This window comes from Acetanaerobacterium elongatum, assembly GCF_900103835.1.
GTDB classification, from domain to species: Bacteria; Bacillota; Clostridia; order Oscillospirales; family Ruminococcaceae; genus Acetanaerobacterium; species Acetanaerobacterium elongatum.
Genome location: NZ_FNID01000012.1, coordinates 39227 through 55681, shown reverse-complemented (window position 1 = coordinate 55681; position 16455 = coordinate 39227). Strand labels below are relative to the sequence as shown.

At 49.4% G+C, this 16455-nt stretch carries 21 protein-coding genes; 1 reads left to right on the top strand and 20 read right to left on the bottom strand.

Annotation, left to right across the window (positions count from 1 at the left end; translation table 11 throughout):
- Nucleotides 1-61: 61 nt before the first annotated feature.
- From BLR50_RS05865 to BLR50_RS05790, 16 genes are all read right to left on the bottom strand, one after another.
- Nucleotides 62-1132 carry a glycosyltransferase family 4 protein gene (locus BLR50_RS05865; RefSeq protein ID WP_092639517.1) on the bottom strand — a complete coding sequence of 357 codons (1071 nt, stop codon included), beginning with the start codon at nt 1130-1132 and terminating at the stop codon, nt 62-64.
- Between the two features lie 47 nt (nt 1133-1179).
- Complete coding sequence (locus BLR50_RS05860) at nt 1180-2292, bottom strand: glycosyltransferase family 1 protein (protein WP_092639515.1); 1113 nt, start codon at nt 2290-2292, stop codon at nt 1180-1182.
- 39 nt (nt 2293-2331) lie between these two features.
- The gene (locus tag BLR50_RS05855) at nt 2332-3306 is read right to left on the bottom strand and encodes a glycosyltransferase family 2 protein (protein ID WP_092639513.1); all 975 of its coding nucleotides are present in this window, start codon (nt 3304-3306) and stop codon (nt 2332-2334) included.
- Between the two features lie 23 nt (nt 3307-3329).
- Entirely contained in the window at nt 3330-4439 is a 1110-nt protein-coding gene (locus tag BLR50_RS05850; RefSeq protein ID WP_092639511.1) for a glycosyltransferase family 4 protein, read from the bottom strand.
- A gap of 435 nt (nt 4440-4874) precedes the next feature.
- Complete coding sequence (locus tag BLR50_RS05845; RefSeq protein WP_092639509.1) at nt 4875-5333, bottom strand: hypothetical protein; 459 nt, start codon at nt 5331-5333, stop codon at nt 4875-4877.
- A 3-nt stretch (nt 5334-5336) separates the two neighbouring features.
- Nucleotides 5337-5990, bottom strand: coding sequence for an N-acetylmuramoyl-L-alanine amidase (locus tag BLR50_RS05840; RefSeq protein WP_143008055.1), 654 nt, complete (start codon nt 5988-5990; stop codon nt 5337-5339).
- A 2-nt stretch (nt 5991-5992) separates the two neighbouring features.
- Entirely contained in the window at nt 5993-6187 is a 195-nt protein-coding gene (locus BLR50_RS05835) for a hypothetical protein (RefSeq protein WP_092639505.1), read from the bottom strand.
- Between the two features lie 13 nt (nt 6188-6200).
- The gene (locus tag BLR50_RS05830) at nt 6201-7136 is read right to left on the bottom strand and encodes a BppU family phage baseplate upper protein (RefSeq protein WP_092639503.1); all 936 of its coding nucleotides are present in this window, start codon (nt 7134-7136) and stop codon (nt 6201-6203) included.
- A 13-nt stretch (nt 7137-7149) separates the two neighbouring features.
- Nucleotides 7150-7566, bottom strand: a complete 417-nt coding sequence (locus BLR50_RS05825) for a putative ABC transporter permease (protein WP_092639501.1) — start codon at nt 7564-7566, stop codon at nt 7150-7152.
- Entirely contained in the window at nt 7550-8248 is a 699-nt protein-coding gene (locus BLR50_RS05820; RefSeq protein ID WP_092639499.1) for a DUF4376 domain-containing protein, read from the bottom strand. Before BLR50_RS05820 ends, BLR50_RS05825 begins: the two co-directional genes overlap by 17 nt.
- Before the next feature lie 2 nt (nt 8249-8250).
- Nucleotides 8251-9420 (bottom strand): hypothetical protein, encoded by a 1170-nt coding sequence (locus BLR50_RS05815; RefSeq protein ID WP_092639497.1) that lies wholly within the window; start codon nt 9418-9420, stop codon nt 8251-8253.
- Nucleotides 9413-10069, bottom strand: a complete 657-nt coding sequence (locus BLR50_RS05810; RefSeq protein WP_092639495.1) for a putative phage tail protein — start codon at nt 10067-10069, stop codon at nt 9413-9415. The genes BLR50_RS05815 and BLR50_RS05810 overlap by 8 nt, the downstream gene beginning before the upstream one ends.
- Nucleotides 10069-11151, bottom strand: coding sequence for a baseplate J/gp47 family protein (locus BLR50_RS05805; RefSeq protein ID WP_092639493.1), 1083 nt, complete (start codon nt 11149-11151; stop codon nt 10069-10071). Before BLR50_RS05805 ends, BLR50_RS05810 begins: the two co-directional genes overlap by 1 nt.
- Complete coding sequence (locus BLR50_RS05800) at nt 11144-11548, bottom strand: DUF2634 domain-containing protein (RefSeq protein ID WP_162840336.1); 405 nt, start codon at nt 11546-11548, stop codon at nt 11144-11146. The genes BLR50_RS05805 and BLR50_RS05800 overlap by 8 nt, the downstream gene beginning before the upstream one ends.
- Before the next feature lie 15 nt (nt 11549-11563).
- Nucleotides 11564-11881 carry a DUF2577 family protein gene (locus BLR50_RS05795; protein WP_143008054.1) on the bottom strand — a complete coding sequence of 106 codons (318 nt, stop codon included), beginning with the start codon at nt 11879-11881 and terminating at the stop codon, nt 11564-11566.
- On the bottom strand, nt 11865-12839 hold the full coding sequence (locus BLR50_RS05790; RefSeq protein WP_092639487.1) for an XkdQ/YqbQ family protein: 975 nt from the start codon (nt 12837-12839) through the stop codon (nt 11865-11867). Before BLR50_RS05790 ends, BLR50_RS05795 begins: the two co-directional genes overlap by 17 nt.
- Before the next feature lie 68 nt (nt 12840-12907).
- On the opposite strand from BLR50_RS05790, the gene BLR50_RS05785 reads away from it, so the two are divergent.
- Complete coding sequence (locus tag BLR50_RS05785; protein WP_092639485.1) at nt 12908-13219, top strand: hypothetical protein; 312 nt, start codon at nt 12908-12910, stop codon at nt 13217-13219.
- A gap of 15 nt (nt 13220-13234) precedes the next feature.
- Here the strand turns inward: BLR50_RS05785 and BLR50_RS05780 are convergent, their stop codons facing one another.
- The 4 genes from BLR50_RS05780 to BLR50_RS05765 all read right to left on the bottom strand — a co-directional run bounded on the left by BLR50_RS05780 (nt 13235) and on the right by BLR50_RS05765 (nt 16438).
- Nucleotides 13235-13978 (bottom strand): hypothetical protein, encoded by a 744-nt coding sequence (locus BLR50_RS05780; RefSeq protein WP_092639483.1) that lies wholly within the window; start codon nt 13976-13978, stop codon nt 13235-13237.
- A gap of 5 nt (nt 13979-13983) precedes the next feature.
- Nucleotides 13984-15414: a hypothetical protein gene (locus BLR50_RS05775; protein WP_092639481.1), complete on the bottom strand. Its 1431-nt coding sequence runs from the start codon at nt 15412-15414 to the stop codon at nt 13984-13986.
- A 179-nt stretch (nt 15415-15593) separates the two neighbouring features.
- Entirely contained in the window at nt 15594-15980 is a 387-nt protein-coding gene (locus BLR50_RS05770; RefSeq protein ID WP_162840335.1) for a phage tail assembly chaperone, read from the bottom strand.
- Nucleotides 15977-16438: a phage tail tube protein gene (locus tag BLR50_RS05765; RefSeq protein ID WP_092639477.1), complete on the bottom strand. Its 462-nt coding sequence runs from the start codon at nt 16436-16438 to the stop codon at nt 15977-15979. The genes BLR50_RS05770 and BLR50_RS05765 overlap by 4 nt, the downstream gene beginning before the upstream one ends.
- Between the last annotated feature and the right edge of the window lie 17 nt (nt 16439-16455).

Below are 16455 nucleotides of genomic sequence, written 5' to 3'. Positions count from 1 at the left end.
CTGCTTTGGTTTTAAAAATAAACAGAAAAATTCCCTGTACCTAGGCATATCATTGCTTCCTTTAATGTTTTTTAATCACCTGTTGAATGTATTCAAGCCACTGGGACCGTATTTTATCTGCGCTGAGGGTGGTTTTAATCTCTTTTGCGTTGTGTGACAACCGGTCTTGAAGTGCGGTGTCTTGCAGCAGCTCAAGCATCGCGGCGGAAAGAGCCTTTTCGTCGTTTACCGGCACCAGCAGACCATTTTCGCGGTCTTTAACCAGTGCGCGTACACCCCCGCAGGGGCAATCGGTTGCGATACAGGGCAGGCCAACGGCCATGGCCTCGATCAGGGCATTCGGCATCCCTTCATAGCTGGAAGGCAGTACATATACTGCCGCGTCCTTAATCTGCTCCAACACGTCCGGCACACTTCCGTGCAGGGTGACGCGGTTTCCCAGCTTTAATTCGGATAACAGCGCCACGAATTCCTCCCGAAGGCTGCCGCTACCGTAGACATCCAGCGTATATGCCTCGGGTAAGGTACTGAACGCGCGAAAAAGTAACGGATAGTTCTTCTGTGCTTCAAGCCTGCCCACCGCCACCACCCGATGCGGGTTTCGGACTTTGGTCTCTGCGGGCAGAGCAGCCATAATCGGGTTATAGATGACAACGCTTCGTTGCTGAATTTTTTCAGAGAAATAGGCCTGAGCGTCTTTGGTCTGAAATACAAAACCGCTTGCGCAAGGATATACAAGCCTTCGCAAGAGCTTATAAAAGAAGCCGTCTGAAGCGGGATCGTTGCGCTCTGATACAATTACGGGTATTTTCAGCCCCGCGGAATGTACGATTGTTACAATGTTCATCCACGTTAAAAACGAAACGATAATATCCGGTTGAAGGGCTTTCAGCTGTTTACGCAGCTTGAAGCCCCGGAGAAGCGACCGCAAAACAGGGATTTTAACCGATACGGGCGTACCCACAAGATGCACCCGTTCGTCCAAGGGGTAGGCCTTGCGCGTATCCTGCTGAACAATCAAGGTTACATCAATGCCCAGCTCGGCGAAGCCGTTGCACAAAACGGTCATTACCCGTTCCGCCCCGCCTGTTTCGGCAATATTATTGATAACGCAGGTTATTTTTTGAACCATCCTGATAAAACCAGCTTTCCGGCGATGCCAACTAAGTAGTGATGACGTTATTGTTTAAGCCCCAGATCTAGGTAAAGCGACTGAAGCTCCTGCGTAATCCCCGACAGATCAAACCCGGCCGCGACAAGCTCGGAACAGGTATCCCGGCGGGGGATGCCTCTCATCTGCATCAGCTTTTCCGCCCAATCCTCGGGAGGGCGCTTGATGGACAGATATTGAACCAGATCGGTAATCGCCACCTGCTTCGTGATAGTATCTGACAAAAGGCAGGGCAGACCCGCGCCCTGTGCCTCGATAACCGAAAGCGGCAGCCCTTCGTGAAAGGACGGCATGCAAAAGACATCGATTGCTTGTAAAACCTCGGGAACATCAGGACGCATGCCTGTTAATACAACGGCAGCCTCCAGCCCTAACGCTTGGATATGCGACGTAATCTCCTCCCGAAGCTCACCATCACCCACCAGCAGCAGAACGGCATCGGGAGCCCGCTCATGTAATTTGGAAAAGGCATCTAATAAATAGATGTGATTTTTCAGGTAGTGAAACCGCCCAACAAGCCCTATGACAAATTTATTCTGTAAGTGTAGCTCCTCACGGATACGCTCACGTGTCTCGGGATTAAACACAAAACTTTCGGGTTGGGTACCGTTGTTGATGATACAGTATTCTTTGGCACGAAACTGTCTAGCCCCATACAGCCAGCGGGCGGCAAGATCGGAGCAGGCAAAGTAATGGGTCGCCAACCGCTTGACACCGAGCCTATTTAGGTAATGCAACGGAACATGCAGCCAGCTTGCCCCTTCGCTTGTACCGTGGACATGGATAATACGCACCGGAACCCCTGCTCGCTTTGCTGCTTTCAGCGGCTCTACATAGCTCATGGAGCTGACATGCTGGTGAACAATTTTATACTCAGGGTGTGCTTTAAAAAAGGCATCCAGTGCTCTTCTGTTTTTTAAAAGGCCTGCCCTGCGGCTGGGAACGGAATAGATTCTTCCGCCTAATGCCCTGATTTCTTCATCGTAAGCGCAATCCTCTTTGGTATGCACCAGAAAATCAAACATCAGCTTCGAGCGGTCGATATTACGGAAAATATTCATCAGGATGGTCTCAATACCACCTCTGTTCATGGAAAATACGATATGCAGCACCCTTACCACGGGTTATCACCTCGGCCTGTATTCTTTAAGTAAATGTGTTTATAATTTTCTCAGCTTTAGGTAAACGCCCAGCAGGAATGTTGCGGCGCGCAGGCCCGGGAACCTGGAAAGCAACCGGATTGCGGCAATTCTTCTGGTGCGGCCATATCTTAAAAGCCAGCGGTAATGGAAAATCTCGTTTCTTAAGCTTTCCGGAATTGCCTTGCCGCTTCGGTGCAGATACCCAAGCAGCACGCAGTATTCATACGCCATGATGGCATTCACCGCTTTTTGGGGTTTGCTGAGGGGGGTGGCATCTGACGACCATTTCTTGATGATAAAAAACAGGTCGTTCACATGCTTAATCCCTATGGTGTTGGTAATGGATCCGTTGCGGTTCTTACGGTAGTAATAATAAGGGATAGGATAATAGTCAAAGCTGCGCGCATACTGAAAAACTGCAATCGTGAAATCAATATCCTCATAGAGTAGGCCTTCAGAAAAAAAGAGCAGGTTGTCTACAATAAGCTTTCGGCTGAAAAGCTTATTCCACGCTCCGCTGGGGTACTTTGAAAAGCGGGATAACTGCTCAAGGATACCCGCAGCCTCTTCACCGCTGAAATCCAGTTGTTCATAGGGGTACCCCAGAGGGGTGACCTCGCCATCGGAATAGATCTGCAGGGCATCAAGAAAGGCCACGTCAACAGGCCTTTGTGCAATTTTTTGTGAAACAGCACGCAGAAAACCGGAGTCTATGTAGTCGTCGCTGTCTACAAACAGCAGGTAATCGCCTTGAGCGATACGGATACCGGCGTTTCTTGCTGCAGATAACCCGCCGTTTTTTTGATGAATCACCTTAACGTTTTCATGCTCCCGTGCGTAGCTTTCGCAAATCTCGGGGCAGCGGTCGGGGGAGCCGTCGTCCACCAGTATAATCTCATAGTCGCTGCCGCTCTGTATAAGCAAGCTCTGAACGCACTGGTCAAGGTAGTCTTCCACTTTATATACGGGCACAATAAAAGAAATCAGCGGCATTACCAGAACCTCACTTAAATAATTTAGAGTGATTGTGGGCAGTTCATATAGATCTTCCGCATCAGGCGCCGGACGGAACCGGCGGAAAACGGTTCAAGCGTTCCCCCTAGCCCACCGCTTAGCCGCAAACGAGCCGCAGGGTCTTTTAAAAATTCAATACAGGATGCATACGCCTCGGGTATGTTCTGCCTGCAGAGCAGCCCGTTTATATTGTCGGTTATCAAATCCCTGTTTCCCCGTATGTCGGAACAAATTACCGCAAGGCCGCAGGCCATCGCCTCCATCAGCGAAGCGGAAAGCCCTTCGCGAAACGAGGGAAAAACAAAGACATCCGAGACCTTATATAGTTCGGGCATATCTGCTCGGTAGCCAAGGAACAGAACCCTGTCGGCCACCCCGAGTGACCTGGCCAGTGCTTCAAGAGGCTCCCGCAGCTCCCCGATGCCACATAGCACAAGGTACACCAAAGGGTCGTGAAGCTGCGCTATTGCCTTGATGATGACCTCATGGTTCTTGTTTTGGTTAAGCTCCCCTGCCGATATCAGCAGCAGAGCATCCTCCGGCACGCCGATCTCCCGGCGTTTTTGTGCCCTGTCAACCGCACAGTTTGCGTACTTGTCCACATCGATCCCCACACCGGGCACATATTCAATTTGTGCGGCGTGAAAATGCCTGCTTGCACGCTCAAAATCCTCGTGATTGATGGTAATCAGCGTGTCTGTCCAATTAGAACAGAGCAGCTCGGCGGGGTAGTATAGAAGCCAGTTTATCAGCGGGGCACCCTTGTAAAAGTGAAAGCCGTGTGCGGTGTAAAGAACCCTTGTGCCGTTTCTGCGGGCCTTTCTGGCAGCAAATCGGGTTAAAATACCGGCGACTGGTGTATGACAGTGGATGAGTTCATATTGATTGGCATCAATAAGTTTTTTCAGACTCCGGTACGCCTTTAGATTATGCCAACTGAAGGGATTACGCTGAAAGGGCAGAAAAAACTGCTTTACCGCATACGGCACATGCTCATCCCCATAGGCCGCCACATCGACGGAATAGCCCATCTCGGTAAGCATTTTTATATAAGGAGTATGAAACGCCAGAATATGGCCTGTAACTGTCGCAACAAACAAAGCCCGCTTCATATGCTGTAGGAGTCCTTTCAAATAAAAAGACACAGCCGGGGCAGACAAGCCCTGTTTGTGCCCTATGGTTACCGGTTCGGCAGCAGAATAGAATTCAAGTGTTTTTAAGGTTAAGTAGATTCAGAACTGTTACTATGATAGCATAATTCGGGGGGTATGTACAAGTTTTTTTGAGGATATACCCGTTTTTTACACCTTCGTAGTAGCTGAAGACAGCATTGGTAGTATACCTAAAATTTTCGGATTGGCAGGTAGAGTCAAGCAAGTAAAAAGCGGTTTGAAGTAAACTTCAAACCGCTTAAATGGTTGCGGAGGTACGCAACATTGTTTACCTACGATTCTATTCAACTACATTCTATATCTGTAAACAACAGCGGGAGCCTAATGGCCCCCGCTGTTTGCTTGGTGTCGAAGGCACAACCTCCGGCTTTAATCTTATTTGTTCAGTTTGCCAATACCATCTGCGGCCCTATTAAGATTAAGCTGCTGCTTGGCGTAATCCTCGATAAAATTAAATACGGTCTGCACGATATTTCCGACAACTTCACGCGTAATCAGCGGCTTGAGCCAAGGCGGTATGAGGCTGTAGAGCTGATCGCATACCCACTCAAACTTTTGATTGCCCGCTTTCGTCCATGTGCGGTATTGGTTCTCGGCCTCGGCAATCAAACCGGCTGCCTTACTTTTTAATGTCGCGCTGGTTTTAAAATAGGAAATAAAAAAGCCGCCCACAACGAGCAGCACAGTGAGGATGATGCTAACGAAGTTACCCCAATTGGATGGAGGTGCAGGTGTAGCTGTTGTGTCTGCTGCGAACATAGTAGGCGCCATGAGGATGCCGACCAGTAACAAGCACATAATAAGCGCGAGAATTCTTTTTGCAGTTTTCTTCATTTGCTAGACCTCCTTATAATTATCAAGCAGAGCTGCTACACCCTGCCTAAATGCGTTATACTCGGCTTCGAGCTTGGTATACTTAAGCTGCCAATCAGTTTCTGCGGCTTCACCCTTAACCCCCGCGAGCAGCTCATCCCATTGGAACAGCTCGCCCGGGCAGCAGGGGCGGGTAACAGGGCTGATTTGATAGTGACCAACGATATGTTCACGGTCGACGGGGATATCAATGCCATATAGCCGTTTGACCTCGGCGAATATGTACTTAATCAGTTCTATGCCGGCCGCAAGCTGCACGTCGGTAAGCCTGCCTTTGGTTTCCTTCCAGATACCCTCAAATTCGATGCTGATGGTGTAATAGTTGGCGTTGGTTTTACGGTCGCGCACGGCCTGCAGTGTGGATTTGCCATAATAGCTGTTTGCTAACGGTTTCGTGTCTGTGCCATTACACCACGCGCCGTCAGCAATCTGCACAAGCTGGGTTATGCGTCCGTCGCGGGCTACGACGAAGTGGGAAGACCTTTGCATCGCGGGGTCACACAGGGTGGCTATAGCGCCGTCGTATGCCCCGTCTGTGATATGACAGACAATCATGTCTGGCGTCCATCCAAAACGCCCATTCCAGTGGTTGGGTGAGGGGTGCTGTATAATATTCACGGCTAATTTTCCTCCTTAATATCAAGTATTGTTTCCACCCTGGTAAGTCTATCGCCAAAGTGATTGTGTTTGTCAAGCTTGTCCTCAATTTTGTCGAGCCTAAAGTTGACTAAACGGCTGGATGCAAGAACACCGCCGACGCTACCGACGGCGGTGCCTGCAAAGGCTATGATTGCAACTAAAACTTCTGATGGCATCAGTCAATCTCCTTTACTTTTTAATATCCCTAACTACAACGACTGTACCCGCGGGGAATCGGCTGTATGCCGCAGTTAGCGTAATCTTGGATATCGCCTGAAAGTTATTTACCTGTGTCGTATACCCGTATGTTTTTCCCGAGGCCACATCATTACGGGAACCGCTGCTGCTTATACCACCCGCCACTACATCACCCGTTACGCATACCGCGCCTCCAGCTACATCGAAGTTAAGCCGGATTGCGCTGCCCAAGTTTTTAAACCATCCAAGCATCCACTTATCCGCCGTAGCCCCGCCCCAAACAGAACAGTACGCTCCTGCTGCGACTGCATCATTCACCTGCCCCATCACATATACCTGGTCCCCAGCGTTCGCAATCAAGTTTTCGGGTACCTTTATAACCAGCTCAGCATGTCGGCAGTCAAGCGGCTTACCGTTGGTATCTGTGGTTATCTCTATTGTTGATGTTTCGCTCTCCAGGGTAAAAACAGCCGTGCCGGTGTAGGCCTCGTCCTCCAACTGATGGAGCAGCTGTATGGCTTTTGAGAGAGCGTCCATCTCGGAAGAGCTTTCGACCGCTCCCGGTGCCAGCATGTCTGCCTGAACCTGAAAAACAAAACGGGAAGCTGAAAGGCGCTCCCCGTTTGGTCCATATAAAAGTACTGAGCCGATTACCTTGCCTATAACCGCTAGCTCGTTTGTGCCGAGCGTATGGTTGTATCCCCCTTCAGGTGGATTCTCCAGATTATCTTTTTCTACCACTGTTTTATCTTCTTTTATGAAGACAATCCGCGCGGTCGCTTTCGAGTAATCAATTTCTTTTCCACCATCAAGAATACGGATGTGAAATACTATAGAGCTGTTATCACCCTGTGTAAGGATGATACCCGTCTGCAGTATTTCCGATTGCTTCAGGCTGAGGTCAATGTTATATACCGCATTTACCAACTATCTACACCCCCTAAAGCAGCTTGTAACGCGGCCGTTCCTCATCGAACAGCCAATACCGCAGCCAATCATCGAGGAAGATACCGGCAAGAGACAGCAGAAACCAGATATTGAAGTACAACAAGCAGATCTGTCCGCAGAGGTTATACGGCAAATTACTGTAATCCCACACGTTCCAACCGAGGACAACGTTGATAATAAGGCCGGTGATAAGTTCCACGGCGGTAACGATAATAGCCGATATCAGCATCTGGCTGGGCAGCGCCATATCGAAGGTATAAAGCTCATTGATGGCTCCGATGAGCAGAAAGCATAACCCGCCAACAATTAACATTGACCAGTGGGTGCTCCCGTGGTGCATAATCTCAATGAGGTTATACACCAGGCCACCTATGCAAAACAGGATTGATAGCTTAAGCAGTTGTTTCATCCGTGGTACCTCCTGCGGCTGTTAATATCGCCGTTAAGTTGCTCTGCAGTGCTTCCGGCAATGTCATCCCATATGTAACCCCGTCTATCTCTTTGATGGTGATGAGGCTCTTAATGTAATCACGCAGATGGTTACAGTAGGTGATGTGATAAAGTTTATGCCGGGCAGCAGCCGCAGCTACATCTTTGATTTCATCTGCCGAGAACATACGGCAAAGGGCTCCATCGGCGTGATATGGTACCTGCGCCGCTCCAGCCGAGAGCTGCTGCTCGTAGAAGGCAATGTTGATCTGGTCGTTGGCTGTCAGGCTGAAATGCTCTGTACCCTGTGTGGTTGTGACATCCACGCCCGCGGTTATTGCCTGTTCACAGGCGGTGTTGATTTCGGTAAGCTTGGCAGCCTTTGCACCGTCCAGTGTGGTTGTGTCATACCGTTGTGTAATGGCGTCAATGTCGATTAGGGCAGGAGCGCTGCCGTCGGCGTTCGGCCGGCGGAACATACCCTGTTGATAATACCAGCCTGCTTCAACCGGTAAGCCTTCGGGAATCTCTACAAAATATAGTTTGATGATATCACTGTATACCCGATTTTCAAGGCTGACGGATGTTTCACCGATATCAATAATGTACGGAACAACCTCCTCTACCTTACCTGCTTGTACAAACGCAAACTGTCTGCTCATGATTATGCAACTCCTTTCTCAATTACTACGCCTCCAGGCGCCCCACCACCAGCTGCAGCGCCAGCATACGTTGTGCCAGGATACGAGTTATAGTAAGCATTGCTGGGTATTACTCCTCCCGTGCGTCCTGCACCCGCGCCTCCAAACATGAAAGGAATATTGTTGGCGGTGTCTGATGTTTTAGCATTCATTCCACTCGTAGCTTTAGGTGAAGAATAATACTTGCTTGCAGTAAGCGGGTCTCCAGCAGCTCCTCCAGCTCCACCTATTGTTTGGTTCGCTGGCGCTGTTCCACCCCATTTTGCGCCATTTACACCGTTTTTGCCCGGCTTTCCGGGTAAGTTAATGTAATTTCCTCCTACTGCTGTCCCAACGTTTGTTGCTCCTGCGCCAGCAGCACCGACATTGTTAATATCTGCGTTACCGCCGTTCTGGCCTGCATATCCGGCAGTGCATGTTATGTCGGAACCAAAAGATACATAGGAGGCAGTAACAGTAATATTTATCACTGTTCCGGCTTTTAAGAACAGTCTGGATATTGCAAGGCCTCCACCGGAACCCCCTCCTCCTCCGCCTCCCATGACATAAGTGAGACCACTGTTGTCGCCCGATAATACAGATGTTCCACCCTTTCCGCCGTTACCCCCTGGGCCAATAACATGTATCTGATACCATCCGGTTTCTTCTACTAAAAATTGCCCTGTCTGTGTAATTGCCTGCAGAAAAGACCAGTTTTCCGGCGGCTTTCCGATGCCGCCAAGCTTAAAAAAAGCACGCCCGCCTCCTATTGCAAGCATTGTTACGGTAGTTGCCTTAAATGATCCGGCCGGTACAGTCTCGTTGGCGTTGGTAATGATGGGTAATACTGTGCTTTGTTCGTCCGGTGTTTCTGCTGATTTACGAATAACCACCACAGCATTATCCAGTACGTCAACATGCGGTATAAACGTAAGGATAAAATCACTCGGCAATGGGTAGTCGAGTGTCGGCACTATGAGCTCGTAACGTCTGCCCGTACCGGTACATGCGGTGGCATGATGAATTGCCTGAGCGCTATTCTTCGTAATTATAACCGCATCAATCCTGTCCATATTCTCGTTAATGACCTCGATATCCGCTGCCTCATCCAGCAACGGCTTTTTTAATTGCAGATTTGTTGTTAACTTAGGCATTCAGCCACGCTCCTAACATAATATGATTCCATGTATGTTCGCAAATCTGTTGCCACGTTGGGTATTGCACCTGCGCCTCGCGCCATGTTGCATAGGCGTAATGAATATTGACAACGATATTTGCGGGTATGAGCTCGTTAATGGTTGCATACAACGGATCTAAGTCCGGCAATTTCTCAAAACCACGATAGTAGACATCGATAGTATAAGGCGTACCGGTCGGCAGGTAATCTCTCCAAAATGTCTTTTCAACATCACCCCATGTGGCTTTCCCAAAAACATACCAGTTTGGTATGTCCGGCAGAGTCCACGTAACCATATTAACCGGCACCCCAAGGTAGGTTTCAATCACGGCCCGCAGAGTTTCAATTGTTATGGGTGGCTTTGACATTAGTTTGGCCTTCACTGCGTTCTTACGGGACTGTAGTGTGCTTTTAATAGGGCTATTGAGTGCTAGGATACTTTCCCATCGCTTTACCCCATCGACATTAGTAAGCTCTACAAACCGACTTTCGGCAAGCAGTCGTATCCGGCTTTGAATCTTCTCAAGCTGTTCGATGATAACCGTATCGAGAACCGAAATCTCTGCGATGTTCTCGTAGTACGGCGGTAGGTGTGCTTTGTACTCAGGTTTTAGGTCATAAAACATCAGGCCGTCACCTCCGTAACGGTAATCGTACCGATTGACGGTATCTGATAATCATACGCTGTCTTAGTTAGGGTAAGGTTTTCGGCGGCGCCGTTAATGGTAACGCCTCTGACATCAAGGATGGCATCAGAGGCGTTGAGCATATGCGATATTAACTTTGCGCGGTAGACGATGCCCTCCTTAAAGCCGATTCCGCCGATATAACCCTGCGCCGCCTGTTTAATAAGCGGCTCGATTAGCGCAAAACTGGCGCCGGTTTTCAACTTTACCTGTGCCGTGATGTCAACCGTCAGCAGGCTTGCGGTGCCAACGGTGACAAGGTGCCCGATGGGGGCCATACCCGTACCGTTACGGTCACCCACAAACGTGTTTTTAACCCTTGTAATAAGCTCCTCGGTGGCGGGCTGTATCTGCTCGTCGGCTATGATAAGCCGTACAAGGCCCGCGCCGATATTCTGCGCGGTAAACACCGCAACCGCTCCAACACCTTCAATGCCCAGCGTTTTTTGCTCATAATCCGCGATATTCCCGCCGAAGGGTGTTTTCCGCAGATAATCGTACAGCCTGCCGCGCAGTTCTTCATCGGTTTCCGTATCGGATGCAGGTATCAATACGTCTGCAAGCATTGCCGTTCCCAGGCCGACTATATTGTCAACCGGCAGCAGTTCCCCCGTATACCGGTTGCCGATGGTTCCCGCCTGCTCCGCGACAGCCTTGAATTCTCCCGCCGCTATCTTTTCGGTGACCTGCAGCGTTAGATCCTCCACTCGGAAACGACTGCTTAGGGGCACGTCGAGTGGCGCTCCGTTGCTGTCCTGCACAAGCACCCTTCTGGTCGCGCAGGTAGCCTCCCTGCGGGCAAGACCGAAATTGTCGGCGTTGCGGTCGAGCCATATCTCCTGCGAGGTGTCCGGAAACAACAGGCTCATCAGGCTGGAAATGAGGTAGTTCTGTTTTGCCACCTCATATGCAACTGGGGCCAGTGTGTCATAGATGATGCTGCCCTCGCGTTTATCTAAGGTATCGGGAACACCCGCAAGCATTTCATTAAGTATGTATCGGAACTCATAATTCTCAGCCAAGAGCCACCCTCCTTTCCACAATGACGTCTCCGTAAATGGTGCCCACAATAAAAGATACGCCAGCTTCCTCGCCACTAAAGGAAACGTTTAAATTCCTTATACCAGTAATTCGGTCATCAGCGGTAAGTGCCTCACTCAGTCGCCGAGCAATGTCGCCTTTGATATATTCTCTGCGGGATCCAACAAGCCCGTCCAGCTCCACCCCGTAGTTTGGCGTGTAGATATGGTACCAAAAGCGTTCAGTGGCAAGAATCTTATATACAGCCTGCTCCATCGCTGACAGCTCGTCGGTGTGACCACGAATGTGGCCGCTGTTGATGTCGAGCTTATAGGTTTTTGACGGGAGCCGTAAATGCGTGTAATCGGTGCTTGTGTTCAGATATCCTAACTGTGGCAACATACATACCCCTCCCTACAGCCGATCAATGATGGCGTAGCGCTGTGAGCCGCGTTTCTGCACCGCACTTACACGCTCATTCTTCTTGAGTGCATTAAAAACGCGATAGGTTTTTCGCTCTCCAACCAGAGCCCCTCCCTGCACTTCCTGCATATCCACGTCATAATCCGTAAGATGATGAGGAATATCTATCATGTTTACGGGTACAGCAACGGGTTTCCCGTCTATTTTTAGACCGCTTCCAGTATAGGTGGCATATACCACATCGGCGAGATTTTCGTTGTTCATACTGTTGAGCGCAACCCGCTTGATTGCACTATGTAGATTTGACACTAAGAGGCCCCCCTATAATCAGGTTTAACTTCATTGTGTGAATCGACCGAGTAAATTCGTGGGTTACATTGTCTACCACCGCCCACAGGTCAAGCCCCGCCTCGGCAATTTCAACCTTGATACCGCTGCCGCCACGTACTCTTACGTCACCGATGGCTTCAATGGAGAGCGTCTGCGTTTCTCGGTTCTTGGCAGCAAGAATGTTGTTGGCAAGCTCCGCGAGCTGTGCCTCGTTTTTATTGCCGCTGCTTTTATGATAGAACATCAGCTTGCCCCACCGCTTCATGTTGCCGACATCCTCGGCGCAGTAGCTGTTCCGCACGCCCGCATCCTTGTTGTCTTGCGCCACCTTGACGTAGTTGTAGGTATCCTCGTCAATGCTTTTGCTGTACTCAAAATCAGTAGCCAGCGAGTAATCGCCCAGCACAAGCGGCAGACGCAGATCCAGCGTATCCCGCAGGTCAAGCGCGCCGAAGTTGTCATACAGGGTATAGTAATACCCGTTACCGAGCAGGTTCTCCTTGATGCTGTCGTACACCATGTCGAGATAGGTTTTGCCATCAAACAGGTAATCGTCCAACACCAGCTCAGTGTTATCGAACTTTCCTACCCTTAGCTGAAGGTTCGCCGCGCAGAGGTTGACAAACTGGGTGAGCGTCATCTTCTTACGCATCACCGTATCGCTGGCCTTCATGTACCGCAGCTGGTCGTAACAGGTGCATTTATATGTGCTCTTATCTTGTGAGGTGGTAAAGAGGTATCCGAAGAAGATGCCTGCGTTAGCATACTTGAACCTCACCACCGAACCGTTGGGGTACATGTCGCCTACCTGTGCCGGATATTCAAAACAAAACTTCGCGGTGCCGTTGTTCCACTGGTCTTGAAATTTAATTTTCTCCGCAATATCAGTGAGGTCAAGGACTTTACCTACTTCTGCGTTTTCTAAAAGGAGTTCCATCGGGTCACCTCCAAAGGTTGTAAATTAGAGTATATAGTGGTATATTGGGGGAAAGGAGTTGACAGAAAATGATTAGATCAACAGTATATAATATTTTAGCTTGGGTAGTTTTAATCGGTGGTTTAGTGCTGGGTATTGTCATTGGAGGAGTTGTTGGTAATGTACTGAATACTGCTGGGCAATCACACGATATCTATACGGTATATTTTACCGCCATGTTAATTACATGGTTTATTACGATTATAATTGCGGTAGCTTTATTTTATCTAGCCGCATCACTCTACCACCTTGAACAGATAGATGATAAGACGAGTGAAATGTTAAAAATATTTAAATCCTACCATGTGCTTAACGCAGATGAATGTCAGAAAATATTATGAAACTATCGTCCATTGCTAACCCATAAATGGGGTATTGAGCTTTGTTAAATTGTCCGCGAATCTTCTCGCCCAATCGTCGTAAGCTCTACCAATGTATTGAAAAGTATGTAAATCAGTTGTACCTAAAGCCTTATCAAGGTTGCGTCCAGCAGGTTCACCCAATAGCGCATCATTCCTTATGCTTAAATCCGCTTGAAGACTTAAAGTATCCCTTTTATCCAGCGCTAAAAGTTGCCCCTCTTTTGCCGCCCTATACCTCTTAAACGCCGCATCAATATCTTCCTTTTTCGTAAATGTTGCCGGGTTGCCCGCCAGCGCTTTCGGCACCGCCGGTATCTTCCCGGGGCGCTGGATATACGGAATATCCGCCGTGCGAACGCTGACTTCCTTGTATTCCAACAGCTCAATGCTCACATCGTATACACCCTGTGATTTCTCAGGCTTCTTGTAGTTCTTGAGTATTACCATCTGAGACAGGGTGTAATCACCGTTGACTACTACCAGCCGCTGCTCGGCGCCGCTTGTAAGCCATGCGTCAAACGCAGCGAAGATATCAGATGCCTGGGTAAATACATCATGGTAGGATTGCTTGATATTGGTCAGTTCGCAAGAGATACTCCACGACCGTAAATCTTTATCACCATACAGAGGCACAGCACCCGTTCCAAGGGTGCTGTGCGTTTCTATATCCCGTCCTCCGGTCTCGGTAAATTCCTCGATGCCGTAAAGCTCAATGTCCCCGATGAATATGTTGTACATTAGTTTCACACTCCATCCGCGCAGGTTTCGATTTCTTCGGTAATGATATTGGCTATAACCCCTTCAATTTGGGAAACATCTGCGGTTTGGTGGATATCCCCAAAAGTGTTATTTATCTGCGGTGCAAGGTGGGCCACCGAAAACTTTGCAAAAAACTTTTGGCTTTCAAGGTCGATAAGATAGCGCATGTCCTCGCTCTCGATGGATACTTCGCCCTTTACGGGGATGGCCGAGGAGTTGGTTACCTCTACGGGCGCGGAAGCTAAGCCCTTTGAAAGCTCCGAGGGGTTTACTCCGTTAAGGTCTTTTACGCCGCTTGCGTCGATATCCTGAAAGGCAGCGGAGAGCGTAAGCGCCCCGGCAGTTACACCGGCAAGGATTGCACCGGCCATTATTAGGTTTCCTGCCAAGGCGTTAACTGCTATGCCTGTAATGGTCGTCCAGAGTGCCGCTACCATCATGGCGCCCTTGTATATCAAAATGGAGGTCGTAAAGCCTACAACCAGCGGCGCGATAACGTTGATGTTCTCCACCACCCATGCAATCCCGTTGCCGATCATCTGCATGCCGTTTACCATCATGTTGATGAACGGCTGAAATCTGCCCGCCTGCATCATCTCATTAAGGCGCATCATCACACCGGCAAGGTTTTCCATAACCGGCGTTGCAGCATCGCCGATGGCGGTCTTCATGTTGGAAGCGAATACGTTCGCCTGCGTAAGTAGCCCAGCAAAATTGCGGTCAACCACCTCCTGCGTCGCGCCGAAGCGGTTAAGCTGCTGGTCGATATAATCAAGCATCCCAGCGGTATCGCCTTGCGCTGACATGTTGCGAATCTTTTCGCCGCTGAAGCCGGTAATACCGTAGCGGTCGCGCATGGATACCACGTCGCCCGCGAGTACCTCCTTGAGCGCGAATACTGCGCCCTGAGCACCCTGCGTGGGGTCCTTCGCATACAGGCGCTCGGTCATCTTGATGAGGCGCTCAATCTGGTTAAGGTCGCGCGTCGTAGAAAGGAAAGAGGTTACTCCTTTTGCGATATCCTCGCGTCCTAACGCAGATTTCTGCGCGTACTGACCGACATATTGATAGAGCTGCGAGCCAACCTTATCATTTTTCAGCAGTGCCTGAAATGTGGTTTCCTGCGTCTTCTGCAGTGCGGAGGTATTCAGTGCCGACATCATCAGGTCAAAGGCCTTCCGCCCCGCATAGGCAAGAGTAATCATACCAGTCAGCCTATTCATAATGGTGTTAAGACCACCGCCAGCGTCCTGCGCACTGTTTTTAATCCTTTTAAAGCTGTTCGAATATTCCTCGTTTGCCTTCTTGGCTTTCTTTATCTTATTCTCTGCCGAATCAGTGGAGTTCATAATCTTTGTCATGGTGGCGGTATAGTTATCCGTCAGCTTGAATACCGCACCAAAGGTCTGCGACACTGTACCGCCCCCTTACTTTTGCTTCATATCCTCGGTGTTTATCTGCATACTGGCAATAATGAACGCCTTCTCCCTTGTGGGAAGCCCTAAAAACACGCTAGGTAAGATATTAAAGTTCTGCAGAGCAAAATGCGCGTAGGCAAAGAAACTGTCTGCGCGCCCTTTTCTGCTCTGCTTTATCAGTTTTTTGCTTCGTCCACCAGTTCCTGCATGTTCATGGTCGCGCCATTAATCTCATAGCATTTGACCAGCAGACGGGCAAACTCGGTGTCGGTAAGCATCTGCCGGAGCAGGTCGCTCGGTTTGAGTACGCCGTAGGCCTTGAGCAGCTCGGCATCGGTAAGGTCGGGATACACCACACAACGTGCCGCGTATTCGTACCGCTGCGAGATATCGTCAATCTGGCCGTTGATATATGCCTGCCGCAGAGCAATCTCACCCTCTGCGGAGGAGAGCACCTTCAGTTCCCACGGGACAGCCTTACCATCCTCTACAAAGCGCTCCGACACAACAAACTGTGTATTGACCGATTTAACAGGGTTTAAAAAAGCGTTTAAGGTTTTCAAGTTGCCGTCCCTCCGAATTTAGAAATGATATCGAAGTCATCAAACGTGCCGTCAGTATCGACGGAAAGGCTGTCATCTGAGCTGTCGTCCAGTTTCGCGAACAGCGTTTCGTTGAAGATAACGTTACGCAGCAATATCTCGCTTCTGCCCTGAACCGGGTTCTCGTTGTATACCTGAACGGTTATTTCAGGAGATACGCCGGTATCCTTATAAGCCTTAGCAGCTTCAATGAATGCAGAAGTGATATGATACAGCGTGGCGCTAAGGGTATACTCTACACCCCTAACGGCGTGCTGGATAACTCGCTGCCCGAGGGGGCGTTTGCTCTCGACGGTCTTTTTTTCCTTGGCTTCAATCTTTCCGATCATGCCCGCAGGCAGTATCTTGCCATTGAGAGTAATATAAACATTGCCGTCATGGCCGGACAACATATCCTGCAGACGCATAAATTCACTCATTTATTCGTTTCTTCCTT